This is a genomic window from Streptomyces sp. NEAU-W12 (assembly GCF_026242095.1).
GTDB lineage: Bacteria > Actinomycetota > Actinomycetes > Streptomycetales > Streptomycetaceae > Streptomyces.
The window spans coordinates 140892-165880 of sequence record NZ_JAPJDM010000021.1 but is presented as its reverse complement, the minus strand read 5'-3'; the positions used below and the strand labels follow the sequence as shown (position 1 = coordinate 165880).

The 24989-nt window shown below is 70.6% G+C and carries 16 protein-coding genes and 1 pseudogene; 4 read left to right on the top strand and 13 right to left on the bottom strand.

Annotation, left to right across the window (positions count from 1 at the left end; translation table 11 throughout):
• Positions 1-123, top strand: a pseudogene (locus tag ORI94_RS25410) (ABC transporter permease); the annotation flags it as partial.
• On the opposite strand, the gene ORI94_RS25405 reads toward ORI94_RS25410, so the two are convergent.
• Positions 104-3289, bottom strand: a complete 3186-nt coding sequence (locus ORI94_RS25405) for an ATP-binding protein (protein WP_266079695.1) — start codon at positions 3287-3289, stop codon at positions 104-106. The pseudogene ORI94_RS25410 and the gene ORI94_RS25405 overlap by 20 nt on opposite strands.
• A gap of 545 nt (positions 3290-3834) precedes the next feature.
• On the opposite strand from ORI94_RS25405, the gene ORI94_RS25400 reads away from it, so the two are divergent.
• Positions 3835-5541 carry an ABC-F family ATP-binding cassette domain-containing protein gene (locus ORI94_RS25400; protein WP_266079693.1) on the top strand — a complete coding sequence of 569 codons (1707 nt, stop codon included), beginning with the start codon at positions 3835-3837 and terminating at the stop codon, positions 5539-5541.
• 263 nt (positions 5542-5804) lie between these two features.
• On the opposite strand, the gene ORI94_RS25395 is transcribed toward ORI94_RS25400, so the two are convergent.
• The 12 genes from ORI94_RS25395 to ORI94_RS25340 form a co-directional block, all read right to left on the bottom strand.
• Positions 5805-6860 carry an ABC transporter ATP-binding protein gene (locus ORI94_RS25395; protein ID WP_266079691.1) on the bottom strand — a complete coding sequence of 352 codons (1056 nt, stop codon included), beginning with the start codon at positions 6858-6860 and terminating at the stop codon, positions 5805-5807.
• On the bottom strand, positions 6853-7827 hold the full coding sequence (locus ORI94_RS25390; protein ID WP_266079689.1) for an ABC transporter ATP-binding protein: 975 nt from the start codon (positions 7825-7827) through the stop codon (positions 6853-6855). The genes ORI94_RS25395 and ORI94_RS25390 overlap by 8 nt, the downstream gene beginning before the upstream one ends.
• A 9-nt stretch (positions 7828-7836) precedes the next feature.
• Positions 7837-8817: an ABC transporter permease gene (locus tag ORI94_RS25385; protein WP_266079687.1), complete on the bottom strand. Its 981-nt coding sequence runs from the start codon at positions 8815-8817 to the stop codon at positions 7837-7839.
• On the bottom strand, positions 8810-9733 hold the full coding sequence (locus ORI94_RS25380; RefSeq protein ID WP_266079685.1) for an ABC transporter permease: 924 nt from the start codon (positions 9731-9733) through the stop codon (positions 8810-8812). Before ORI94_RS25380 ends, ORI94_RS25385 begins: the two co-directional genes overlap by 8 nt.
• Before the next feature lie 6 nt (positions 9734-9739).
• The gene (locus tag ORI94_RS25375; protein ID WP_266079683.1) at positions 9740-11374 is read right to left on the bottom strand and encodes a peptide ABC transporter substrate-binding protein; all 1635 of its coding nucleotides are present in this window, start codon (positions 11372-11374) and stop codon (positions 9740-9742) included.
• Positions 11375-11637: 263 nt separating this feature from the next.
• On the bottom strand, positions 11638-12786 hold the full coding sequence (locus ORI94_RS25370; RefSeq protein WP_266079681.1) for an ABC transporter ATP-binding protein: 1149 nt from the start codon (positions 12784-12786) through the stop codon (positions 11638-11640).
• A 27-nt stretch (positions 12787-12813) separates the two neighbouring features.
• A complete protein-coding gene (locus ORI94_RS25365) occupies positions 12814-13875 on the bottom strand; it encodes an ABC transporter ATP-binding protein (RefSeq protein ID WP_266079679.1) in 1062 nt (353 codons plus the stop codon).
• A 10-nt stretch (positions 13876-13885) separates the two neighbouring features.
• Positions 13886-14863, bottom strand: a complete 978-nt coding sequence (locus ORI94_RS25360) for an ABC transporter permease (RefSeq protein ID WP_266079677.1) — start codon at positions 14861-14863, stop codon at positions 13886-13888.
• A gap of 116 nt (positions 14864-14979) precedes the next feature.
• Entirely contained in the window at positions 14980-16782 is a 1803-nt protein-coding gene (locus ORI94_RS25355; protein ID WP_266079676.1) for an ABC transporter substrate-binding protein, read from the bottom strand.
• A 106-nt stretch (positions 16783-16888) separates the two neighbouring features.
• Positions 16889-17920 carry an ABC transporter permease gene (locus tag ORI94_RS25350; RefSeq protein ID WP_266079674.1) on the bottom strand — a complete coding sequence of 344 codons (1032 nt, stop codon included), beginning with the start codon at positions 17918-17920 and terminating at the stop codon, positions 16889-16891.
• A gap of 995 nt (positions 17921-18915) precedes the next feature.
• Positions 18916-20823, bottom strand: coding sequence for a translational GTPase TypA (typA, locus tag ORI94_RS25345; protein WP_042172642.1), 1908 nt, complete (start codon positions 20821-20823; stop codon positions 18916-18918).
• 189 nt (positions 20824-21012) lie between these two features.
• A complete protein-coding gene (locus ORI94_RS25340; RefSeq protein ID WP_266079671.1) occupies positions 21013-23463 on the bottom strand; it encodes an ABC transporter family substrate-binding protein in 2451 nt (816 codons plus the stop codon).
• A 300-nt stretch (positions 23464-23763) separates the two neighbouring features.
• Between ORI94_RS25340 and ORI94_RS25335 the strand changes: the two genes are divergently transcribed.
• Entirely contained in the window at positions 23764-24057 is a 294-nt protein-coding gene (locus ORI94_RS25335; protein WP_266079669.1) for a hypothetical protein, read from the top strand.
• 67 nt (positions 24058-24124) lie between these two features.
• Positions 24125-24961, top strand: coding sequence for a hypothetical protein (locus tag ORI94_RS25330; RefSeq protein ID WP_266079667.1), 837 nt, complete (start codon positions 24125-24127; stop codon positions 24959-24961).
• The last annotated feature ends 28 nt before the right edge of the window (positions 24962-24989 follow it).

Sequence of the window (24989 nt, the reverse complement as noted above, 5' to 3'; positions counted from 1 at the left end):
CGCGGACTGCTGCTCGGCACCGAGATCGGCAACAACGGCTGGATCGCGATCGCCTGGTGCGTCGGCCTGTCCGTCCTCGGCCACCGCTGGTCGACGGCGCTGTTCAACCGCGACCCGAAGTAACCGCCACGACAGCACGGGCCGCCTCCCGCAACTCGTCCCGCTCCAGGGCGGCGAACTCCGACACCGCGTCGGCGTACGCCGCCCCGGCGGCCTTCCCGGCGGCCCCGACCGCCTTGCGGGCGCGGTCCGCCGACATCGTCGGCTGGTAGTCGCGCAGCACCCGCAGCCGTTCGGCCAGCGCCATCATCCGTACGGCCGAGGCGTCGCCGGAGGCGAGTCCCGCCATGCCGAGGGCGTGCAGCACCGTCCCGATCACAGGGAGGTCCATGGACGAGCCGGCCGGGCCGGAGAGCATCGTCAGCAGCCCCTGCCGCAGCCGCTCGAGAGGCTCCGCGACCAGCTCGAGGCGGCCGGCATGCGCGTGTGCGGTCACCGCCACCGACTGGGTCTTCAACGCCCACCGGTCGAGGAAGGGATCGCCGCTGTGCATCGGGCCGGCCTCGGCCACCCCCTCCACGGCGCTGCGCCACAGGCCGAGCCCGACCTCCGTCAGTCCGCGGGCGAGAGCGATCTCGGCCCGGCCCCCGGGGTCGGTGTTGCCGGGGTCGCCCTTCTGCTGGATGCCGATCTCCTCCGCCTGCCGCAGCCAGTACTCGGCCTCGTCGGGGTCACCGCGCTGCAGACAGGCGAGGACGAGGCCCCAGCGGACGCCGATGGTGTCGTGCTCGTCGCCGAGCCGCGGCAGCGCCTCGAGCGCCGCCTTGAGATGCCCGTACGCGGCCTCGCCCTGCTCCGTCTGCAAGCACAGCTGGCTCAGCCGGGTGTGTCCCATGACCTGCAGGAACGGGTTGTCGACCGGCGCCAGCGCGGAGAGGGTCCGGCGGGCCGAGGTGAGCGCGCGGTCGATGTCGTGCTCCGACTCCCAGACATAGGTGGCGACGTACTCGGCGACGCCGGCGAGCAGCGGCTGCCCGCTGTCGCAGAGCTTGTGCAGCACGTCGTAGTCGGGGGGCAGCATCTCGGGGACCGCGCTCAGCACTGCCGCGACGGCGCGCAGCAGGGTGTCCGGCGGGGCCGGGGGCAGCCGCCGGAGGGTGACGAGCTGGCGTACGACGTGCGGGCCGTAGCCCATGAACAGGCTCACCGTGCACAACACCGCTGCGGCGCGGGCGACTTCGACGTACTCGGGCTCGGGGTGGTAGTGCGACAGCGGCGGTCCGGTGTCCTCGGCGAGGGCGACGAGGCGGAGGTAGTGGGAGTCCGTGGACCACAGGGCGGCGAGGGCGGCGGTGAGGGCGGCGATGGTGGGGCCGTCCGTGCGGGCGAGGGCGTGCCGCAGGGCCTGCACGAGATTGTCCTGCTCGGCCCTGATCCGCTCCCTGGCGGCAACGAGGTCTCCGCCGTCCGGGCGGAGCCGGGAAGCCGGTGAAGGCTGCGAGCCGAAGAGCCAGTCGTGGTGCGCGACCCCGAAGTCCCGCGCCCAGGCGAGGAACCGGCCGACGGCCTCCTCGTCCTCGCCCGCCTCCGCGCGCCGGGCCGCACTGAACTCCCGTACGGTCTCCAGCATCCGGAACCGCACACCGACCGGGGTGTCGACGACGGTCAGCAGGGACTGGCCGGCCAGCTGCTCCAGCAGCGCCAGCGCGTCCTCGCCCAGCACCCGCTCCGCCGCTTCGCCCGGGAAGCCGCCGGGGAAGACGGACAGCGTGCGCAGCGCCGCCCTGGCGTCCTCCGCGAGCAGGTTCCAGCTCCACTCCACGACCGCGTGCAGCGTGCGGTGCCGCTCCGGTGCGTCCCGCGCCCCGCTGCGCAGCAGCGCGAACCGGTCTCCGAGGCGGCGGGCGATCTCCGGCACCGAGAGGACCCGCACCCGCGCCGCGGCCAGCTCCACGGCGAGCGGCAGCCCGTCGAGGTGGCGGCACAGCCCGGCCACCGCGTCCGGCGGCAGCTCCACACCGGGCCGGGCGGCCCGGGCCCGCTGCGTGAACAGCTCGACCGAGGTCTCGGGCCCGAGCTCCGGCAGCGCGTACACCGCTTCCGAGGTGAGGCCGAGCGGGGCCCGGCTGGTGGCGAGCACCCGCAGGTCCTCCGAGGACGAGACCAGGGCCTGTACGAGGTCGGCGGCGCCCCGGACGACCTGCTCGCAGTTGTCGAGGACCAGCAGGGCGGGACCGGAGCCGAGCGCACCGAGGATGCCGGCCACCGGGTCGGCCGGGGCGTGGCCGCTCATGGCGCCGGGCCGCCCCTCGCCCGCGCCGAGCGCGGAGGCCACCTCCGCGGCCACGTCCGCGTCCGCGGTGACGCCGGCGAGCGGCACGACATACACCACGCGCTGCTCGGCCCGGCGGCTGACGGCGTGCGCGAGCCGGGTCTTGCCGAGGCCACCGGGACCGACGACGGTGACGGCGCGGAAGGCGCCCAGCAGCCGCTGCACCGCCGCGATGTCCTCGTCCCGTCCCAGCAGCGGATTCGGCTCGTGCGGCACGCCGTGCCGGACCACGGGCGCCTCGCCGCGCAGCAGCTCCCGCTGTACGGCCTTGAGCCCGGCGCCGGGATCCGTGCCGAGTTCGTCGCGCAGCTCACGGCGGTACGCCTCGTACCGCGTCAGCGCGGCGGACGGGCCCGCCGTCGCCGCCTCGCCGCGCAGCAGCTCGGCGAGCACCTCCTCGTCGCGCGGACGCTCCGCGGCGGCCACGGCCAGCGGCCCGGCCGCCTCCGCGTGCCGCCCGAGGCGGGCGAGCGCGAGCGCCTTCGCGCGGAGAAGCGTGCCGCGAACGGGGGCGCGCTCGGTGCGCAGCGCGGCTACGGGGTCGTCGGCGTCGCCGGCCCCGTCAGGGGCGCCCTCCCACAGCGCGAGCCCGGCCTCGGCCGCGGCCAGCGAGCCCGCGTGGTCCCCGGCCCTGGCCCGCTCCGCGCTCGCGGCGGCGTGCAGCAGCAGGGAGGAGCTGTCGACCTGGTCCTCGGCGAGGGCGAGCCGGTATCCGGTCGGCGTGCTCACGAGGACGTCGGAGCCCAGCTGCGCCCGCGCCCTGGACACGAGGACCTGCACCGCCTTTCCCGGCCGCTCCGGCAACTCCTCCGGCCACAGGCCCGCCACGAGCCGCTCGGTGCTGCAGCCCGTGCGCAGGTCGCCCGCGAGCAGCGCGAGGAGGCCGCGGAGCCGGGGCGCGGTGACCTCCCGTCCGCGATAGGCGACACGCGGCAGCAGGGTCAGGTCGGTGGTCACCCGTGCAGGTTAGCCAAGGCGGCGGCCTCCGTGACTCCCCCGGTGGCCCAACCACCGCCGCGCGGACGACCCTTGCGCGACGCACGTCCACGGACGGCCGGGGGGAGGAGCCACCGGCGGCACGGACACCGGCTCCCCCGAAACCTCGTCCGCGTCCGCCGCTCCGGAGGCTGAATTCCGTTAACACGGAGGCAACTCCGGGGAAGCGGTACCGATATACGGACACGCGAGGCTGCTGCGCGTACGGCCGTGCGGGTGCCGTAAACGGGCCGGGGCGCGCCATGTCGCCCCGGCCCGTCGCACTGCCCGGCCGCCCGGCTGTCCAGCCGCCCCGGCTTCCCCGGCCGCCCGGAAAACCGGAGGAGCGGCGGCGGCGCCCTTGTTACGGTGGATGGCATGGCACGAGGTATCTGGTCGCAGAAGGTTCGGTCCCGCCGCTGACGGCGGCGCCTTCTCCCTGTTGACATTGCGCTCGCCGTTCCGGTTCCCGCCGGGCGGCCGCCTTCTGCTGTCCCCCGGCTCCCCTGCGAGCTGCGGAGCATCCGTTGAACCTCACCCCTTCGACCACCCCTGCCGGCGTCGCCACCCCCGAAGTCATGTCCCCGCCCGCCGCGGCGGGCGGCAGCGCGCACCTCCGTGCCGAGGGCGTCACCCTCACCCGCGGGGCGCGGCGTGTCCTGAACGACGTCACGGTCACCGTCTCCGCCCGGTCGCGGATCGCCCTCGTCGGCGAGAACGGCCGGGGCAAGACGGCCCTGCTGCACGTCCTGGCCGGGCTGATCGCGCCCGACGAGGGCACCGTGCACCGGGCCGGCACCGTCGGCCTGGCCCGCCAGGAGCTGTCCGCGCGGGACGGCGAGACCGTCGGCACCCTGACCCGCGAGGCGCTGGCCCCGTCCCTCGCGGCCCTCCGCGCGCTGGACGAGGCCGCCCTCGCCCTGGCCGAGGGCGGCGGTCCCGCCGCCGACGACCGCTACGCCGCCGCGCTCGACGCCGCCACCCGGCTCGACGCGTGGGACGCGCAGCGCCGCGTCGACGTCGCCCTCGGCTCCCTCGGCGCCTGCACCGACCGCGACCGTCCGCTGGCGGCGCTGTCGGTCGGACAGCGCTACCGGGTCCGGCTGGCCTGCCTGCTCGGCACGCGGCACGACGTCCTGCTGCTCGACGAGCCGACCAACCACCTCGACGCGGGAGGACTGGACTTCCTGACCCGCCGCCTGCGCGAGCACGACGGCGCCCTCGCCGTCGTCAGCCACGACCGGGCGCTGCTGCGGGACGTCGCGGACCGCTTCCTCGACCTCGACCCGGCCCGCGACGGGAAGCCGCGCCTGTACGCCGGCGGCTACGACGCCTGGCAGGACGCCCGGCGCCGTGAGCGCGAACGCTGGGAGCGGGAGTACCAGGAGCAGCAGGCCGAGCACCGGCGGCTGAAGGACGCCGTGTCCACGGCGCGCGACCGGCTTTCCACCGGCTGGCGCCCGGACAAGGGAACCGGCAAGCACCAGCGGCAGTCCCGCGCACCGGGCGTGGTGCAGGCCCTGAACCGGCAGCAGGACGCCCTGGACGCGCACCGCCTCGACGTGCCGGAGCCGCCGTCCGCGCTGCGCTGGCCGGACCCGGGGGTGCGGCCGGGCGCGCCCCTGCTGCGGGCGCACGGCGTCGCGGTCGCCGGACGGCTGGCCGGTCCCGTCGACCTCACCCTCGACGGCGGTGACCGGCTGCTCGTCACCGGGCCGAACGGTGCCGGGAAGTCCACGCTGCTCGCCGTCCTGGCCGGCGCGCTCGAGGCCACGCGGGGGTACGTGCGGGCGGCGGAGGGGGCGCGGGTCGTCCGCGTCACCCAGGAGACCGCCGCGCAGGACCCCGGGCTCACCGCCCGCGAGGTGCACGCCCGCCATGTCGGGCGGCTGGTGGCGCGCGGCACGCTCCGCGACGCCGACGCCGTCCCGCTCGGGGCACTCGGACTGCTGGACACCGAGGCGCTGCGCACGCCGGTCGGGCGGATGTCCCAGGGACAGCAGCGGCGCCTCGACCTGGCGCTGGCGCTGGCCGGGCGCCCCGGACTGGTCCTGCTCGACGAGCCGACCAACCACCTGTCGTCGGCACTCGTCGACGAGCTGACCGACGCGCTCCGCACCACGAGCGCCGCCGTCGTCGTCGCGACCCACGACCGGCAGCTGCTCCGCGACCTCACGGACTGGCCACGCCTGGAGGTGGCCGCACTCCGGCACCGGAGGGACGGGGAGGAGTAGGGCCTGCCCGGCGGATCGAGTCGAAGGCAATCGGCGGTGTCCGTCCCGCTGGGGCGAGTGGGGTCCGGTGCGTTCAGCTGCAAGGCGGAGGAGGGCGCCGACGCGATGGGGCCCTCCCTGCTCGAGCGGAGCCGAGAGCTCGGGGGAGTCGGCAACCGACGACAACGCCGCAGACGAGCGTGCCGGACCCCGCGTCTTCGGCATGATCCGCCGGACAGGCCCCGGGGACCGGCTGACGGGGACGGCCGGTGCGGCCGTCCCCGTCAGCCGTCCGTCGGCGGCTCCCCCGGGGCCCCCGAGGGCACCACCTGCTTCTCCTCCGCGAAGTGGCACGCCGAGTCGTGCGCCGCCGGGCCGCCGGCCCTGCGGAAGACCTCGGGGACCGCCAGCAGCGGCACCTCCTCGGCGCAGCGCGCCTGCGCCTTCCAGCAGCGGGTGCGGAAGCGGCAGCCGGAGGGGATGTCGGTGGGGGACGGGACGTCACCGGTGAGGATGATCCGCTCGCGGTGCTCCCGTGCCTGCGGGTCCGGTACGGGGACGGCGGACAGGAGTGCCTGCGTGTACGGGTGGGTCGGGTGGTCGTAGATCTGGGTGTCGGTGCCGATCTCGACGATCCGGCCCAGGTACATCACGCCGACCCGGTCGGAGATGTGCCGGACGATCGACAGGTCGTGGGCGATGAAGACGAACGCCAGGTCGAACTCGCTCTGCAACCGGTCCATCAGGTTGATGACCTGGGCCTGGACGGAGACGTCCAGCGCGGAGACCGGTTCGTCGGCGACGATCACCTCGGGGCGCAGCGCCAGCCCGCGGGCGATGCCGATGCGCTGGCGCTGCCCGCCGGAGAACTGGTGCGGATACCGGTTGATGTACTCCGGGTTGAGCCCGACCACGTCCAGCAGGTGCCGCACCCGCCCCCGCCGGTCGCCCTTCGGCGCCACCTCGGGGTGGATGTCGAAGGGCTCCCCGATGATGTCGCCCACCGTCATCCGGGGGTTGAGGGAGGTGTACGGGTCCTGGAACACCATCTGGATGTTGCGGCGGACGGCCTTCAGTGCCTTCCCCGACAGCCTGGTGACGTCCTCGCCCTTGTAGCGGATCGTGCCGGCCGTCGGCCTCTCCAGGTGGACCAGCATCTTCGCGACCGTGGACTTGCCGCACCCCGACTCGCCCACGATGCCCAGGGTCTCGCCCCGGCCGAGCGTGAAGTCGACCCCGTCGACGGCCTTCACGGCGCCGACCTGCTTGCGGATCAGGACGCCCTGGGTCAGCGGGTAGTGCTTGACCAGGCCGGAGACCTCCAGGATCGGCTCAGCCATCGAGGCACTCCCTCCAGAAGTGGCAGGCGCTCCCCCGCGTTCCCGAGACCTCGTACAGCGGCGGCTCGTCGGTGCGGCAGACGCCTTGGGCCATCGGGCAGCGGGGGTGGAAGGCGCAGCCGGGCGGGATGTGCATGAGGTTGGGCGGCAGTCCCTTGATGGCGTAGAGCTCCCGGCCCTTCTGGTCGAGGCGCGGGATGGAGTCCAGCAGGCCCCGGGTGTACGGGTGGGCGGGGGCCTTGTAGAGGTCGTGCACGGGGGCCGACTCGACGATCCGGCCCGCGTACATGACGGCGATCCGGTCGGCGACGTCGGCGACCACGCCGAGGTCGTGGGTGATGAGGATGAGCCCCATGTGGTACTCGCGCTGGAGTTCCGCGAGGAGTTCCATGACCTGGGCCTGGACGGTGACGTCGAGGGCGGTGGTCGGTTCGTCGGCGATGATCAGGGCCGGTTCCAGGGCCAGCGCCATGGCGATCATGATGCGCTGGCGCATGCCGCCGGAGAACTGGTGCGGGTACTGCCGCGCCCGCTCCCGGGCGGCGGGGATGCGGACCCGGTCCATCAGCTCGACGGCCCTGGCCCGCGCGTCCTTCTTGGACATGCCCCGGTGGACGACGAACATCTCGCCGAGCTGGTCGCCCACGGAGATCACCGGGTTGAGGGAGGACAGCGCGTCCTGGAAGATCATCGCCATCTCGGCGCCCCGCACCCTGCGGCGCTCCTCCTCCTTCAGGGTGAGGAGGTCGCGCCCCTGGAAGACGACCTCGCCGCCGGTGATGCGGCCGGGCGGCATGTCGAGGATGCCCATGACCGCCTGCGCGGTCACCGACTTGCCGGAGCCGGACTCGCCGAGCACGGCGAGCGTCTCCCCCGCGTCGACGCCGTAGCTGACGCCGTTGACGGCCTGGGCGACGCCGTCCCGGGTGTGGAACTCCACGTGCAGGTCACGCACTTCGAGCAGCATGGCGGCGGCTCACCTCAGCTTCGGGTCGAGGGCGTCGCGCACCGCGTCGCCGAGCATGATGAACGCCAGGACGGTGATCGCGAGGGCGCCGGAGGGCCACAGCAGCGCGTGCGGGGCGTTGCGGATGTAGGGCGAGGCCGCGGAGATGTCGATGCCCCAGGACACGCTGGGCGGCTTCAGGCCGACGCCGAGGTAGGACAGGGTCGCCTCCAGCGAGATGTACGTACCGAGCGCGATGGTCGCCACGACGATGACCGGGGCGACGGCGTTGGGCGCGATGTGCCGGAGCATCAGACGGGAGTTCGAGGCGCCGAGGGCGCGCGCGGCCTGGACGTAGTCGTTCTGCTTGACGGTGATGACCGAGCCGCGGGCGATCCGGGAGAGCTGCGGCCAGCCCAGCAGCACGATGAAGCCGATGACGGGCCAGACGGTGGTGCTGGTGATGACGGACAGCAGCACCAGGCCGCCGAGGACGACCGGGATGGCGAAGAAGACGTCGGTGATCCGCGACAGGACCGAGTCCCACACCCCGCCGAAGAAGCCGGCCAGCGCGCCCAGGACGCTGCCGAGGACCGCGACGCCGAGCGTGGCGCAGACGCCGACGGTGACGGACGTACGGGCGCCGTGGACGGTACGGGTGTAGACGTCGCAGCCCTGCCCGTTGAAGCCGAAGGGGTGACCGGCCTGCGAGCCCTCCTGGGCCTTGGCGAGGTCGCACTTGAGCGGGCTGCCGGAGGCGATCAGCGAGGGCCACAGGGAGATGACGACCAGGAAGAGGATCACCAGGGAGGAGACGACGAAGACGGGGTTGCGGCGCAGGTCGCGCCAGGCGTCGGACCACAGGGAGCGCGGTCTGTCCTGCGGGCCGGTGCCGTCGGGGCCGGCCGGGGCCCCCTCCAGGGTCTCGGCCTCGTCGACGCCCAGGTCCATGGTGCCGCCCATGCCGGTCCCGGCGACGGCGCGGTCGGGGTCGAAGTGCGGTTCAGGCATAGCGGATCCTCGGGTCGAGAACAGCGTACAGAAGATCGACGACGAGGTTGGCGACCAGGAAGACCAGCACGAGGACGGTCACGAAGCCGACGACGGTCTGGGTGTTCTGCCGCAGGATGCCCTGGTAGATCTGGTAGCCGACACCGTGGATGTTGAAGATCCGCTCGGTGACGATCGCGCCGCCCATGAGGAAGCCGATGTCCGCGCCGATGAAGGTGACCACCGGGATGAGGGAGTTGCGCAGCAGGTGCCGGGTGATGACCCGGCGCCGGGGCAGCCCCTTGGCGATGGCGGTGCGGACGTAGTCGGAGCGCCGGTTCTCGGCGATGGAGGTACGGGTCAGCCGGGTGACGTAGGCCAGCGAGACGGAGGCCAGCACCAGGCCGGGCAGGAGCAGCTCGTCGAACGGGGCCTCGGAGGACACCGACGGGCTGATCCACCCCCACTTCACCCCCAGCAGCAGCTGGAGCAGCAGGCCGGTGACGAAGGTGGGGACGGAGATGACGACGAGGGTGAGCAGCAGGACGCCGGTGTCGACGGGCCGCCCCCGGCGCAGTCCGGTGACCACGCCGAGGGCGATGCCGACGACGATCTCGAAGAGGATCGCGATGAGCGTGAGCCGGATGGTGACGGGGAACGCGGTCGCCATCAGCTCGGTGACCTCCTGGCCGTTGAACGCCGTGCCGAAGTCGCCGGTGAACAGGTTCCCCATGTAGGTCAGGTACTGCTGCCAGACGGGCTGGTCGAGGCCGAACTCCCGCTCCAGCTGGGCGGCCGTCGCCGGGTCGCAGCGCCGCTCGCCGCAGAGCCCGGCGATGGGGTCGCCCATCACGTTCACCATGAGGAAGATCAGCAGCGTGGCCCCGGCGAACACCGGGATCATCTGGAGCAGCCGCCGGACGACGTAGCGTCCCACGGCCGGTCAGCTCACCTTGATCTGGTCGTACACGGGGACGCTGAAGGGGTTGAGCTTCACGTCGGACAGCCGCTCGGACCAGCCCGCGCTGCCGTTCTGGTACCACAGCGGGATGGCGGCCATGTTGTCGCGGACCACCTCCTCGGCCTGCTGGAACAGGTCGATGGCCTTGGCGGTGTCGGTCTCCTGGTTGGCCCGGTCGACGAACTCGTCGAAGTCGTTGTTGGACCACTTGCCGTCGTTGGAGGAGGCGTTGGTGTAGTAGAGCGGCTGGAGGAAGTTCTGGATGAGCGGGTAGTCCATCTGCCAGCCGGCGCGGAAGGGGCCGCTCATCTTCTGCTGGGTGATCTGGTTGCGGAAGTCGGCGAAGGTGCCGACCGGGTTGCCGGTGCAGGCGCGCTCTTTGTCCAGCGCGTTGTTGATGGAGTTGCAGACGGCGTCGACCCAGTCCTTGTGGGAGCCGGTGTCGGCGTTGTAGGTGATCGTGACCCTGCCGCCGGGCAGACCGCCGCCCTCCTCGATGAGCTGCTTCGCCTCGTCGGGCCGGTACTCGCACCCCTCACCGCACAGTCCCTCCTGGAAGCCGCCGTCCTCGCCGAGGACCGGGGAGGTCCAGTCGGTGGCGGGGGTGCGGGTCTTCGCGAAGATGGTGTCGGTGATCTGCTCGCGGTCGATCGCCATGGACAGGCCCTTGCGGACCTTCTCCGAGCCCGGCTTGTTCCAGTTCCCGTCGTAGTGCGGGAAGGCGAGGGTCTGGATGATGCCGGCGGGGGTGTTGAGGTAGCGGTCGCCCAGGTCGCTCTCGACGTTCCTCAGCTGGGAGGCGGGGACGTCGTCCACCAGGTCGAGGTTCCCGGCGATGAGGTCGGTGTAGGCGGTGTTGTTGTCGGTGTAGACCTTGAGGTCGACACCGCCGTTCTGCGCCGCGTCGTCACCGGGGTACTCCTCCCACGTCCGCAGGGACATCTGCGAACCCCTGGTGTACGTGTCGACCGCGTACGGGCCGTTGCCGACCGGCTTGGCGACCCAGGCGTCGTGGTCGTCGAAGAAGGCCCGGGGCAGCGGGGCGAAGGCGGCGTAGCCGAGGGTGTCGGGGAAGGTCGAGAACTTCTGGGTGAGCTTGACGGTGAAGGTCAGTTCGTCGACCACCTCCAGCCCGGAGAGTGTGTCGGCGCTCTGCTCGCTGCCGTCCTCGGGGTGGGTCCGGTCGTAGCCCTCGATGTAGCCGAAGAAGTAGGCGTTGCGCTGGTTGTTCCGCAGGCTCGCGCCGTAGTTCCAGGCGTCCACGAAGGACCTGGCGGTGACCTTCTCGCCGTTGCTGAAGGTCCAGCCGTCCTTGACCTTGACGGTGAAGTCCTGCGAGTCCGTGGTCTCGATGGACTCGGCGAGCATGTCCTGGGCCTCGCCGGTCTCCGGGTGGTAGCGCTTGAGACCCCGGAAGATCATGTCGAGGACCTTGCCGCCCTGCACCTCGTTGGTGTTGGCCGGCTCCAACGGGTTCTGCGGGTCCCCCCAGGAGGCGCTCAGCACCGCGCCGGCGTCCCCGCTGCCGCCCCCGCCGTTCCCGCCCCCGCAGGCCGTCGCCGCGAGGGCGGCCGCCACCGCGCATCCGGCCCATCTGGCGTGCGTGGCTCCGCGCATGGAGTGCCTCCTCGTACGTACGCAGTGGTGCACTGACGCTTTACGCCAATATCGTCACAAAGAGTGCATCACGCACATGCGCGGGGCCCGTCCGGGCGCGACGTCGGCCGTATGCACCCGTCCGGCGGTGCCCGCACGGGAGGGACGGGGGGAGATGACACGAGGCGGCGTCAGAAGACCGGCACCCGGCACCCCTGTACGGGGTGCCGGGTGCCGGGTGTCGTCAGCGGGCCGGGCCGTCGTCGCGGACGGCGGCCCGGACGTCAGGCCTTCTCGACGGCGGAGTCGGCGGAGTGGACGTCCTCCTCCAGGGCCGCGAGCGCCGGGTCCATGACGACGTCCTCGGTACGGGCCGTGATGGTCGGCTCCTCCGGGAAGTGGCAGGCGGTCAGGTGCCCCGGCCTGCTGCCGGAGATCTGGACCAGCGGCGGCTCCTCGGTCGCGCACTTGTCCTGTGCCTTCCAGCACCGCGTACGGAACCGGCAGCCGGAGGGCGGCGAGATCGGCGAGGGCACGTCGCCCTGCAGGCGGATGCGCTCCCTCTTGTCCACGTCGAGGTCCACCTCGGGCACGGCCGACAGCAACGCGTGCGTGTAGGGGTGCCGGGGCCGGTTGTAGAGCGAGTCGCGGTCCGCGACCTCCACGATCTTGCCCAGGTACATCACCGCGACGCGCTGCGAGAAGTGCCGCACGATCGCCAGGTCGTGGGCGATGAAGACGAACGCGATCCCCATCTCCCGCTGCACCTTCTGCAGCAGGTTGATCACCTGGGCCTGGATCGACACGTCGAGGGCCGAGACCGGCTCGTCGGCGACGATCAGCTTCGGCTCCAGGGCGACGGCACGCGCGACACCGATGCGCTGGCGCTGGCCGCCGGAGAACTCGTGCGGGAAGCGGTTGTAGTGCTCCGGGTTGAGACCGACGATCTCCAGGAGCTCCCGGACCCGCTTCTCGCGTCCGCCGGGCGGGTTGATGCCGTTGATCTCCATCGGACCCGAGATGATCGTGCCCACGGTCTGGCGCGGGTTCAGCGCCGTGTACGGGTCCTGGAAGATCATCTGGATCTCGGACCGGATCGGCGCCAGCTTGGCCCGGCTCGCGTGGCTGATGTCCCGGCCCTTGTACGCGATGGTGCCCTCGGTGGGCTCGTACAGACGGGTCAGCAGCCGGCCGGTGGTCGACTTGCCGCAGCCGGACTCGCCGACGAGGCCGAGGCTCTCCCCGGGGAAGACCTCGAAATCGACGCCGTCGACGGCCTTGACCGCGCCGACGGTACGCCGGATCGGGAAGCCGCCCTTGATCGGGAAGTGCTTCTTCAGGCCCTTGACCTGCAGAAGCGGTGCGGCGTCGCCGTCCCGCTGCTGCGGGACCTCGTCGGCGACCGCCGTGGTCGTCTTGGTTGTGTCGCTCATGGTGATGCCCCAGTCGCCGGTTTCAGCTCAGCCCAGCCGGGGCTGAATCTTGTCGATGAACACCTGCTGCCGCTGTTCCACCGTCAGGTGGCAGGCGGCCGCTCGCCCCGGGGCGAGCTCAGGACGCTCACCCGAGCAACGGCTGCCGGAAACCAGGTCGGTGAAGCCGCACCGCGGGTGGAAAGCGCACCCCGTGGGCGGGTTGAGCAGCGACGGCGGCGAGCCGGGAATCGGCATCAGCGGCTCGTCCACGTCGGAGGTGAGCCGCGGCATCGACCCCAGCAGACCCCAGGTGTACGGGTGCTGGGGGTTCTTGAGCACCTCGCGCACCGTGCCGCGCTCGACGGCCCGGCCGGCGTACATCACCAGGATGTCGTCGGCCATGTTGGCGACCACGCCCAGGTCGTGGGTGATCATGATGATCGCGGAGCCGAACTCCTGCTGGAGGTCCTTGAGCAGGTCGAGGATCTGCGCCTGCACCGTCACGTCGAGCGCCGTGGTCGGCTCGTCGGCGATGAGCAGGTCGGGGTTGCAGGAGAGCGACATGGCGATCATGGCGCGCTGGCGCATACCGCCGGAGAACTGGTGCGGGTAGTCGTCGACCCGCTGCTTCGGGTGCGGGATGCCGACCTTCTCCAGCAGGTCGACGGCGCGCTCCCGGGCGTCCTTCTTGGAGGCGCCGGTGTGCTTCATGAACGGCTCTGCGATCTGGCGGCCGACCGTGTAGTACGGCGACAGCGCGGTGAGCGCGTCCTGGAAGATCATCGCCATCTTCTTGCCGCGCAGCGTCTCCAGCTGCTTCTCGCTGGCGTCGGTCAGCTCCTGACCGTCCAGCCTGATCGACCCCTCGATGGCGGTCTTCCTGCGGTTGTGCAGGCCCAGGACGGCCAGGTTGGTCACCGACTTGCCGGAGCCGGACTCGCCCACGATGCCGAGGGTCCTGCCGCGCTCCAGGCCGAAGGAGAGGCCGTCCACCGCCTTGACGATGCCGTCGTCGGTGGAGAAGTGGACCTTGAGGTCACGCACCGAGAGGAAGGCTTCCCCCGCGGCGGGGGCCGCGTCCTCGTCGGGCTTGGTCAGAGTGGTCACGGTGGTTCTCCTAGGACAGACGCACGCGCGGGTCGATGACGGCGTACAGGGCGTCCACGATCAGGTTGAAGAGGATGATGAGGGACGCGCTGATCAGCATGACGCCCATCAGCATCGGCAGGTCCTTGTTGATGACGGAGTCCAGCGCGAGCCGGCCGAGACCGGCCAGGCCGAAGGTCTTCTCCGTCACCATGCCGCCCGCCAGCAGCGAGGCCAGGTCGATGCCGAGGATGGTGACGATGGGGATGAGGGAGCCGCGCCAGGCGTAGCGCATGAAGACGTAGTTGCCCGACATGCCCTTGGCGCGGGCCGCCTTCACGTGTTCTTCCTGGAGCTGCTCGATCATCGAGGAGCGGCTCATACGCGTGTAGTTGGCGGTGAAGATGGTCGCCATGACGACCCAGGGGATCAGCAGACCCATGAACCAGCCGCCGAGGTCCTCGGAGAACGGCACGTACTTCGGCTTGTCGAGCCAGCCGGTGCTGTAGACGAAGGCGAGCATCACGAGCGGGCCGAGGAAGTAGATCTGCAGCGAGCTGAGGACCAGCGAACCACTGCTGAAGGTCTTGTCCAGCCAGGTGCCGCGGAACTTGGCGGCCAGCAGGCCGGCGCCGAGGCCGACGATGAGGAAGACCACCAGACCGCCGACGGTCAGCGAGAAGGTGAGCGGGAAACGATCCATGATCGTGTCCCAGACGTTCTGGTTGTTGGCGAAGGAGACGCCGAAGCAGGGAGCGTCGCAGTGGCCGACGGCGAAGTCCCGACCGGTGAAGATGCCGGTGAGGAAGATCCAGTACTGGACGGTGACCGGCTTGTCGAGGCCCAGGTTCTTGTGGATGATCTCCAGCGCGTCCGGGGTGCAGTTCTTGCCACAGGCCAGCAGGGCCGGGTCCTGCGGGATCGCGAAGAACATGAAGAACGTGAACGCACTGATCAACAGCAGAATCAGCGCCGCGCCGAATGTCCGGCGAATGAGGAATTGAAGCATGGCAGAAAGCTGCTCTCAGGACGGCGGCAGTCGGTTGGGAGGTCGGGACAGGAACCGGGCCCCGGGGGTGGGCGCTCCGCCGCGCGCCCACCCCCGGTTTCCCTACGAGCCGGCTACTACTTCTTCAGGAAGATCCGGGTGACGTCCACGTAGCTCGAGTCCGAGCTGTAGCGGATGCCGCCGATGTTCGAGCCGAAGATCTGGAAGACCTTGGTGTAGTACATCGGGGCGGCCGGGTTGACCTCGTCCGAGATGTACTCGTTCAGCTCGGCCCAGGCCTTCGTGGCCTCGGTGGTGTCGGTGATCTTCTGGATGCGCGCGATCTCGGAGTTGACGTGGTCGTCGTTGATGTGCGCGTAGTTCGACGCACCGTCCTGGATCTGCGTGCCGTCGTACAGCGGCGGGAAGACGGTGTTCGCGGACGGCCAGTCCTGGCCCCAACCGGTCATGTACAGGTCGAGGCCGTTGTCGACCTTGCCGATCTGCTCGTACCAGGTGGCGGCGTCGATCTCCTTCTTCTGGATGTCGAGACCGATCTTCTCCAGCGCGTCGGCGATCAGCACGGACTGCTGCTGACGGACCGGGCTGTTGGCGTAGGCGTAGACGAGCTTCTTGCCCGCGAAACCGCCTTCGTCGATCAGCTTCTTGGCGGCCGCGATGTCGCCGTTGGGCTTCTTGGCACGGTTGAACGGGTCGTAGGACTCGTCGTAGCCCGGGGTGGTGGGCGACATCAGCGAGTTGGCGACCTCACCGCCGTAGGCGCCACCGTCGGCCTTGAAGACCGAGGAGGAGGGGATGGCCAGGGTGATCGCGTCACGGAGCTTCTTGTCCTTGACGCGGTCCATGTTGAAGTTGAGCTGCCACACGTAGGGCGCGTAGCCCTGGATCGTGCGGTTGTCCATGACCTCCTTGTCGCCCACCACCTTCTGCAGCTGCGTGGTGGCGACCTGACCCGTGAACATCATCGCGTTCTTGGCCTCGCCCTGGTCGGCGAGCAGGGTCTTGGTCTGGTCCTCGTCGTCGTGGTTCATCGAGATGTCGAAACCGTCGACGTACTGGTGACGCACCGAGTCGGACTTCGCGTCCCACTGGTCGTTCTTGACCAGCTTCATGGACTTGCCCGGCTTGAAGTCGGCGATCTTGTACGGGCCCGTGGCGACCGGGTCGGTGTCGTACTTCTCCTTGGTGTCCGACTCCTCGGGCACCACCGCGTAACCGGGCATGGTCAGCAGCTGCGGGAGGTCGGGCTGCGCGTCCTTGAAGTGGAAGACGACCGTCTTGTCGTCCGGCGTCTCCAGGACGTCGTCGGGCAGGTGCTTGCCCTTGAACGGACCCTTGTAGGCGTCGCGGTAGGTGGTACCGGCACCGGACAGCCACTGCTGCAGGTAGGTCGGACCGTCGGTGATGAACGACGCGTACATGCGCTCGATCGAGTGGCGGATGTCCGCCGAGTTGATCGGGTCGCCGTTCTCGTCCTTGAGGTCGTCCTTGAGCGTGTAGGTCCAGGTCTTGCCGCCGTCGGAGACCTTGCCCGCGTCGGTGGCGAGGTCGCCCACGACGGTCAGGTTGCCCTCGTCGTCCTCGTCGTACTGGGTCAGGCCGCGGTAGATCAGGCGGCTGAGCAGCTTGCCGTCCGAGACGTAGATCTGGCCCGGGTCCAGGTGCGAGAAGTCCGACTCCTGGTAGACGACCGCGGTGCCGCCGGGCTTGGCGCCGGGGACCTCGGGGGCCGGACCGGTCGACGCCTCGGCATCGCCGATCTGCACCGGCTTCGACTGGGCGGCGGCGTCCTTCTTCTGCTTGCTGGTGTCCTTGGCCGAGCTGCCGCCGTCGCCACCGCCGCACGCGGTGAGGGTCAGGGCGCCGGCCGCCACCGCGACAATCGCGGCTGTAGCGGTGCGGTTTCGGAAGATGCTCATGGAGTCGAATCCACCTGCCTGTGAGTAGTGAGCGTGGTTGTTACTGGCCGGAAGCGGGCCGGGTGGCACCGAAGCCGACCGGGGCAAGGATGAGGAGTCCCCGGACTCAGCGGCCCGTCTTGGGATCGAACGCGTCCCGCACCGAGTCACCGAGGAGGTTGAAGGCCACAATGAAGGTCACCATGGCCATTCCGGGGAAGAGCATGTAGTACGGGTCCTGTTCGACGATGTCGGCCCCGATGGCGAACATGCGGCCCCAGTCCGGCGTGGGTTCGACGTATCCGACGCCCACGAAAGAGAGGAAGGCGATGCTGAGGATGAGGGACGGCAGCGCGAGGGTCGCCTGGACCAGCACCGGCGTGACGATGTTGGGCAGCAGTTCCTTGCGGATGATCCGCCAGGGCGAGGCCCCGGAGATGCGCGCCGCCTCGATGAACTCCCGGTCGCGCAGCGACAGCGTGGCCGCGCGGACGATCCGGGCCATGCTCATCCAGCCCAGGAACGAGAGCACGATGATGATCGCGCTGGCCCGCACGTAGGTGGGCGTCTCCTCGTCAGGAGCGACGAACACGGTGGTGATGACCGGCATCGCGGCGACGAAGAAGAGCTGGTTGGGCAGGGCCATGAAGAAGTCGGTCACCCGGCCGAGCCAGTAGTCGACCTTGCCGCCGAAATAGCCCCCGACGAGACCGATCAGCACACCGATGAGGGTGACCAGCAGCGCCGCGGCCAGCGCCGTGAACAGCGAGGTCCGGATGCCGTACACCAGCTGCGTGAACACGTCGCGGCCCAGGCCCGGCTCGATGCCGAACCAGAACTCGCCGGTGATGCCGCCGAAGGGCGCCGCCGGCATGGTGAACATGTCCAGGAGGTCCGGGTTCTCCTGTCCGTAGAGCGTGTACGGGTCCTTGCCGTACGCCTTCGAGATCAGCGGCGCCGCTGCCGCGACCGCGAAGAAGAACAGGACGACGAAGGCGGAGACCACTCCGGTGCGGTCGCGCTTGAAGCGCGCCCACATCAGCTGCCCGGGGCTGCGGCCCTCGAGCTTCTTCGGCTCCTGGGCGCCGCCCTGCGGCCCGCTCTCTTTGTCCAAGACGGGAGAGGCCACAGCCCCCTCGATCTCGGTTGGACTCGTCATGATTCGTCCGTTTCACAGGTGTTGGAGGCCGTCGACGGTACACAAGCGGTCCGACGGCCTTCGCACGGCGTACGTCATTGAAGCGCGCGGCTGGATCAGCGACTGGAGGTGAACCCCACCGCCGGGGACCCCGGTCCGCGGCCGGCTCCGGCCGGTCACGGACCGGACAGTCAAGGAAGTTCGCGACGCCGGATCGTTGCCTCGGCCGCGGGAGCGGGAACAGCACTGAACGTACCCACGGGGCCTACACCTGTCATCGGGGACGACGCGACCCATATGGCGCTTGTGGCACCTCGCATGGGTTCCTCCTCATGAATCCACTGGTTCACCGCAAAGGGGAGCACTCGACACGTCTTCGTCCACCGCCCGTCGCCGGTGTCGGAGATCATCAGGTGCCCCCTGGCCCGCGAGCCCGCGCCCTCGACGCGTGACCCGTTCGGCCGAGCTCTACGCGCCTAACTATCTGCCATGCGACAGAGCCGAACCACACCCACGAGGTCTCGGTTCGATCACAGCTGGGCCCTACATCTTCCAAAATCCGGACAAAGGGTTTCGGAAGAGATCCCTGCGAAACGGACTTGTTACACATCTATCGGCGCCAACCGTCCGCATAGCGGACACCTTGCGGGAGAAAAGCCGTTGCGGGAGGCGTGATCGCCGTGCAGGATCCCTCGCAGGGCTGACGTGCACTCAGCATGCCGGGGCGGCAGAGCCGTTGGCCCCGGCCTCGGACCGTGACACTCCGGACGTGAATCGCACCACGCCGGCCGCGACCGCGGTCCGCTCCGGGAGAAGGGTAGTGGGCATCGCCCACTTCAGGGGCACCTCCCGGCCGGATCGAGGGTTATCCCTACCCTCCTCTTCTGCTCCCCTGCGCCGTGACATCGCGCGGTGGCATCGCACCGTGCGGGTGCACACAGCACCGGGCACCCCTGGGAGCAGGGGTGCCCGGTGCTGTGTGCGCGCATGCCCGCGTGCCTGCGCGGGCCGGCGGGTCAGCCGTGCTTGGCGCGGCTCGCGGCGCGGGCGCGCTCGCGGCCGTCCAGGTTCACCTTGCGGATACGGACCGACTCCGGGGTCACCTCGACGCACTCGTCGTCGCGGCAGAACTCCAGGGACTGCTCCAGCGACAGCTTGCGCGGCGGGACGATCGCCTCGAACGAATCCGCCGAGGAGGACCGCATGTTGGTGAGCTTCTTCTCCTTGGTGATGTTGACGTCCATGTCGTCGGCGCGGGAGTTCTCGCCGACGATCATGCCCTCGTACACCTCGGTGCCGGGCTCGACGAACAGCACGCCGCGCTCCTGCAGGTTGGTCATCGCGAACGCGGTGACCGCGCCGGAGCGGTCGGCGACCAGGGAGCCGTTGTTCCGGGTCTGCAGCGGTCCGAACCAGGGCTCGTGGCCCTCGTGGATGGAGTGCGCGATGCCGGTGCCGCGGGTCTGCGTGAGGAACTCGGTACGGAAACCGATCAGACCGCGCGAGGGCACCACGAACTCCAGACGCACCCAGCCGGAGCCGTGGTTCGACATGTTGTCCATCCGGCCCTTGCGGACGCCCATGACCTGCGTGACCGCACCCATGTGCTCCTCGGGCACGTCGATCGTCATGCGCTCGACGGGCTCGTGCACCTTGCCGTCGATCTCGCGGGTGACGACCTGCGGCTTGCCGACGGTCAGCTCGTAGCCCTCCCGGCGCATCTGCTCGACCAGGATCGCCAGAGCCAGCTCGCCGCGGCCCTGCACCTCCCAGGCGTCGGGGCGGCCGGTGTCCAGGACGCGCAGCGACACGTTGCCGATGAGCTCGCGGTCCAGGCGGTCCTTGACCTGGCGGGCGGTGACCTTGCGGTCCTTCACGGCCGCCTTCGCGTCGGCGCCCTTGCCGGTGCCGCCGCGGCCGACCAGCGGCGAGGTGTTGGTGCCGATGGTCATGGAGATCGCGGGCTCGTCCACCGTGATCAGCGGCAGCGGAACCGGGGTCTCCGGGTCGGCCAGGGTCTCGCCGATCATGATCTCCGGGATGCCGGCGACCGCGCAGATGTCACCGGGGCCGGCCTTCTCGGCGGGCTTGCGGGTGAGCGCCTCGGTCATCATCAGCTCGGAGATGCGCACGTTGGACACGGTCCCGTCGCGCTTCATCCACGCGACGGTCTGCCCCTTCTTCAGCTCGCCCTGGTGCACGCGCAGCAGCGCGATCCGGCCGAGGAAGTTGTCGGCGTCGAGGTTGGTCACGTGGGCCTGGAGCGGGGCGCCCTCGTCGTAGGTGGGGGCCGGGATGTGCGACAGGATGGTGGAGAAGAACGGCTCGAGCGAGTCCGAGTCGGCCGGGACCGTGCCGTCCTCCGGCTTGGTCAGCGAGGCGACCCCGTCACGGCCGCAGGCGTAGACGATCGGGAACTCGATCTGCTCCTCGTCGGCGTCCAGGTCGAGGAAGAGGTCGTAGGTCTCGTTGACCACCTCGTCGATACGGGCGTCCGGACGGTCCGTCTTGTTGATGCAGAGGATGATCGGCAGCCGCTGCTGGAGCGCCTTGCGCAGCACGAAGCGGGTCTGCGGCAGCGGGCCCTCGGAGGCGTCGACGAGCAGCACGACACCGTCGACCATCGACAGACCGCGCTCGACCTCGCCACCGAAGTCGGCGTGGCCGGGGGTGTCGATGATGTTGATCGTGATCAGGTCCCCGCCGTCCTTGGGGTGATACTTCACCGCCGTGTTCTTGGCGAGGATCGTGATGCCCTTCTCACGCTCCAGGTCGTTCGAGTCCATCATGCGGTCGTCGACCGAGTCGAGCTGGTGCGCGGCGAAGGCGCCGGCCTGCTTCAGCATGCCGTCGACGATGGTGGTCTTGCCGTGGTCGACGTGGGCGACGATGGCGACGTTGCGGATGTCGTGGCGCGTGGCCATAAAAGGCGTACTCCCGGAATGGTGAGGAATGCCCTGCGCAGACGGCTGCGGTGCGCGGGCCCTGCCGGGCTGGACACGCCGCGGCCACCCCCCATGGTACGGGCCCCCGGCACCGGGGGCTCGCCCTCCTCGTCCGGACCGGCCGCACGGGCCGTCACACGGGTCGTCACACGGGGTGATCAGGACTGATCAGGAATCCGACTCCGGCTCCGATTCGGGGTTCGAGTCCGTCTCCGGCTCCGGGTCCGATTCCGGGTCCGATTCCCGTTCCGCCTCCGATTCCCGTTCCGGCTCCGGATCCCGCTCCGAGGCGGAACCGGAGCCGAAGGGCTCGGGGGCCTCCCCCCACGGTGTGCCGGTCTGGCCCTGCGCTCCCTTCTTCAGGTACCCCATGTCCTCGTAGACCGGGGTACGGAAACCGAACGCGCCGGTGTTGGCCAGGTCCTTGCGGACGGCGGTGAGCTGGGGGCGCTGGTAGAGGGGGATCGAGCCGGCCGCCGCCCAGATACGGGCGTCCGCCTTGCGGAGCAGTTCGGCGCGCTTCGCGTCGTCGAGCGTCGCGAGGGCCTGGTCGAAGAGCTGGTCGACCTGGTCGGTGCCGACGCGGGTGTAGTTCTGCCCGACGTTCAGCGAGCCGTCGGCGGCCGGGACCGGCTTGGCGTAGACGGGGCGGGCGTCGGTGGCGGGGTAGGCGGTCGCGGGCCAGGAGTAGAGGGCGAGGTCGTACTCACCGGAGGCGATGTGGTCCGTGAAATAGCTCTCGTCGTCGACCTCGGTGATCTCCGTACGGATACCGACCCGCTCCAGCATCTTCGCGATCCGGTCCGCCACGGCGCCAAGGACCTCCGAGCCGGGGCCGGAGGGGAGCACGAAGTCGAGCGTGAGTGCCTTGCCGTCCTTGGCGAGCGGGGCGTCCTCCGCCTGGGCGGGGGCGGCGGTGCCCAAGGGGGCGTAGGCGCCGGGGACACCGCCCTGGCTCAGCCGGGTGTGCTGGGTGCCGTCCTGGGCGAGGTGGTCGTCGTCGCCGTTGTTTCCGTCGTCCCCGCCGTCACCCTCGTGGTCCTCGGCGTCCCCCTCCTCGTCCTCGCCCACGATGTACGTGCCGTCGTCGTCGGCGCCGTTCCCGGATTCCTCGTCCTTGCCCTTGTCCTTGTCCTTGTCGGAAGCCTCGTCGGACGATTCCGCCTTCCTGCCCTCTGCCCCGGCGGCCTGCTCGTCCTTCTTCACCGGGCCGCCCGGTACCCAGCCGGCGTCCGCGAGCAGGGCCCTCGCCTCCTTGGCGTTCTGGTCGCCGAGGGCACCGCTGCCGTCGGCGTAGGCGGCCTGCCCGGAGAGCGCGAGGTGGCTGCCGACGGGCTCGGCGGGCAGGCCGAGCGGTTTCAGAACCGCTTCCGCCAGGTCCCGCCGGTCCAGGGCGCGGGCCACGGCGCGGCGGACCCGGTCGTCGGCGAGGGGCCCCTCGGCTCCGTTGAGGGCGAGCTGGGTGTAGGCGGGCTCCAGCGACTTGCGCACCTCGAAACCGCTGAGGGCCCGCTCCTCGCGCGCGAGCTCCGCGGCGGCCTCGCGCTGCTCCGCGCGGGCGGAGGTCTCCTCGTCGGCGGCCTCCTCGTCGAATCCGTTCGCGAGGGCCCGGGAGCGCAGGGCCCCGGCCGCGGACCGCCCGGCTCCGAACCCGGCGGCCTGGGGACCCATCAGGGATGTACCGCCCGCGGCCCCACCACCCCGCGCGCTCGCGCTCCCGCTCGCGTCCGTGTCCTGCGGGCCGGCGGCGGAGAGGCGGCGGGCGGCCGGGGCGTCGATCTCGGCCAGGTCCAGGGTTCCGTCGGTGAGCGCGGCGATCCGTTCGTCGCGGGGGACCTCGCGCAGCACGATCGTGGAGAGCCGGGCCGGCTCGCCCCACCAGCGGGCGTTGCGGGTGAGGGTGACCTCGTCGGTCTTGCGGTCGACCTTCTTCACCTCGAACGGGCCGGCGGTGACCTTCAGCTTCGTGCGGGCCCCGTCGTTGAAGGAGTCCGGGGCGCCCATGACGTCCTTCGGGTAGAGCGGCGCGAACAGCGACTTCCAGTCGGCGTAGGGGCGGCTGAAGGTGACCTTGACCTCCAGGTCGCTCTTGCCGCGCTGGATCTTCTCGATGCGGTCGTAGCCGGCGTTGCGGGCGGTCCAGTAGGCGGAGTCCTTGCCGGACAGGGCCCGCCACTGGGCGGCGAAGTCGGCGGCGCCGATCTCCCGGCCGTCGCTCCAGACGGCCTGCTGGTTGAGCTTGTAGAGGACGACCTGCTTGGGCTCGGTCTCGACGACCTCGGCGGACTCCAGGTAGTCGGGGTTGCGTGCCGGACGCCCCCGGCCGTCCATCCGGTACATCGACGGCAGTACGGCCTGGGCGATCCGGGTGGTGGTGGCGTCGGCGTCCGCCTGGAAGGCGTTCAGGGTCTCCGGGACGGAGTCCACGGCCCAGCGCAGGGTGCCGCCGTCGGCGACCCGCGCGCGGTCGGCGCGGGCGATGTCCCCGCCGGCGAGGGGCCGGCCGGCCGGGTCGTCGTCGGAGCTGCATCCGGCCAGCGCGGGCAGTGCGAGCGCGCCCGCGGTGAGGAGGGCGACCGAGCGCGTGACCGCGCGCGGGCCGACGCCGTCGTGGGACATCTCTGGGTTACCTCCGTGAAGCCGCGGGCGTTACGATCACTTTTGGTGGTATTTGGATTTCATCTGATGTATGCGGCCACTGAAGAGGAAAGGGTTCGGCAACCGGGAGCGACACGACGGCCGTGGACCGGAAGGTCACCCGCACGGCGTACGACACCGCGCGGTGCACCCGTGCGCCTCGGCCAATCGATGCACATCCCTTCACAGCACAAGGTGTGACGCGCAACACTCTCAGGCGCACGAACGTTGCCGCCTTGGGCCTGAAGGACCTGAAGGACCCGCGGGAAGTGAGGGCAAGTCATGTCCGTGCACGACGAACTGGTATCCGTCCAGCGCAGTCTCGACGACCTGATCCGGTCGGTGGGGCGCCTGGAGAAACAGCTCGGCAGCGGCGGCCTGGAGATGCGCCGCGTCCGGGCCGACACCAACCACCTGCGCGAGAGCGTCGCGCTGCTCCGGGAGACGGCCGCCACCACGGTCGGCGTACCGAAGCGGACCGATCTCGTCACCATCTCCGACGCGCCGTACGACCCGTCCCTGTGGGTGGACATCGACGACGAGGGGCTCGGCGCGCGCGACCGTCGCGCCCCCTGATCCCGTTCGAGTCCCCCTCCACCCCGCAGGACCCGCCGCGCCCCCTGACCCCGACCGGAGCGGACAAGTGGCCACTGGTACGGAACCTCCCGCCACAGAACCCCCACCCCGACGTACCGGCGTGAGAACCGGTACCCGCGCCGCGATCGCCGCTCCGCACCTGCGGACCGACCGCTGGTGGCTGGCCCCGGCCGCCACCGCGGCCGGTCTGCTCGCCTTCGTCGTCTACTCGACCTGGCGGGCCCTGTCGAACGCGGACTACTACGCGGCGCCGTACGTCTCACCGTTCTACTCCCCGTGCCTCGCCGAGAACTGCGAGCCGATGCGCGGCGGGCCCAACTGGGAGGTCGTCGGCGGCTGGTGGGGTTTCTCACCGGCGGTCCTCATCCTGATCTTCCCGCTCGGCTTCCGCCTGACCTGCTACTACTACCGCAAGGCCTACTACCGGGGCTTCTGGGCGTCCCCGCCGGCCTGCGCGGTCGCCGAACCGCACAAGAAGTACACCGGGGAGACCCGCTTCCCGCTGATCCTGCAGAACACCCACCGGTACTTCTTCTACGCGGCGCTCCTGGTCGCCCTGGTGCTGACCTACGACACCGCCCTCGCCTTCCGCGACGAGGACTACGCGTGGGGCCACATGGGGTTCGGCACCCTCGTCTTCCTGGTCAACATCGTGCTGATCTGGGCGTACACCCTCTCCTGCCACTCCTGCCGGCACATCGTCGGCGGCAAGCTCAAGCACTTCTCCCGGCATCCCGTGCGCTACCGGATGTGGCAGTGGGTGGGCCGGCTGAACGCCCGGCACATGCAGCTCGCCTGGGCGTCGCTGGTGAGCGTGGCGGTCGCCGACCTCTACGTCTACCTCCTCGCGTCCGGCGCCTTCGACGATCCGCGTTTCTTCTAGGTTTCTTCTAGCTGAGTGGGGACTGCCT

Coding starts and splice junctions, on each gene's coding strand:
- ORI94_RS25395 (WP_266079691.1), bottom strand. CDS start 6,860: ATGGCTGAGCCGATCCTGGAGGTCTCCGGCCTGGTCAAGCACTACCCG.
- ORI94_RS25390 (WP_266079689.1), bottom strand. CDS start 7,827: ATGCTGCTCGAAGTGCGTGACCTGCACGTGGAGTTCCACACCCGGGAC.
- ORI94_RS25385 (WP_266079687.1), bottom strand. CDS start 8,817: ATGCCTGAACCGCACTTCGACCCCGACCGCGCCGTCGCCGGGACCGGC.
- ORI94_RS25375 (WP_266079683.1), bottom strand. CDS start 11,374: ATGCGCGGAGCCACGCACGCCAGATGGGCCGGATGCGCGGTGGCGGCC.
- ORI94_RS25370 (WP_266079681.1), bottom strand. CDS start 12,786: ATGAGCGACACAACCAAGACGACCACGGCGGTCGCCGACGAGGTCCCG.
- ORI94_RS25360 (WP_266079677.1), bottom strand. CDS start 14,863: ATGCTTCAATTCCTCATTCGCCGGACATTCGGCGCGGCGCTGATTCTG.
- ORI94_RS25355 (WP_266079676.1), bottom strand. CDS start 16,782: ATGAGCATCTTCCGAAACCGCACCGCTACAGCCGCGATTGTCGCGGTG.
- ORI94_RS25350 (WP_266079674.1), bottom strand. CDS start 17,920: ATGACGAGTCCAACCGAGATCGAGGGGGCTGTGGCCTCTCCCGTCTTG.
- typA (WP_042172642.1), bottom strand. CDS start 20,823: ATGGCCACGCGCCACGACATCCGCAACGTCGCCATCGTCGCCCACGTC.
- ORI94_RS25340 (WP_266079671.1), bottom strand. CDS start 23,463: ATGTCCCACGACGGCGTCGGCCCGCGCGCGGTCACGCGCTCGGTCGCC.
- ORI94_RS25335 (WP_266079669.1), top strand. CDS start 23,764: ATGTCCGTGCACGACGAACTGGTATCCGTCCAGCGCAGTCTCGACGAC.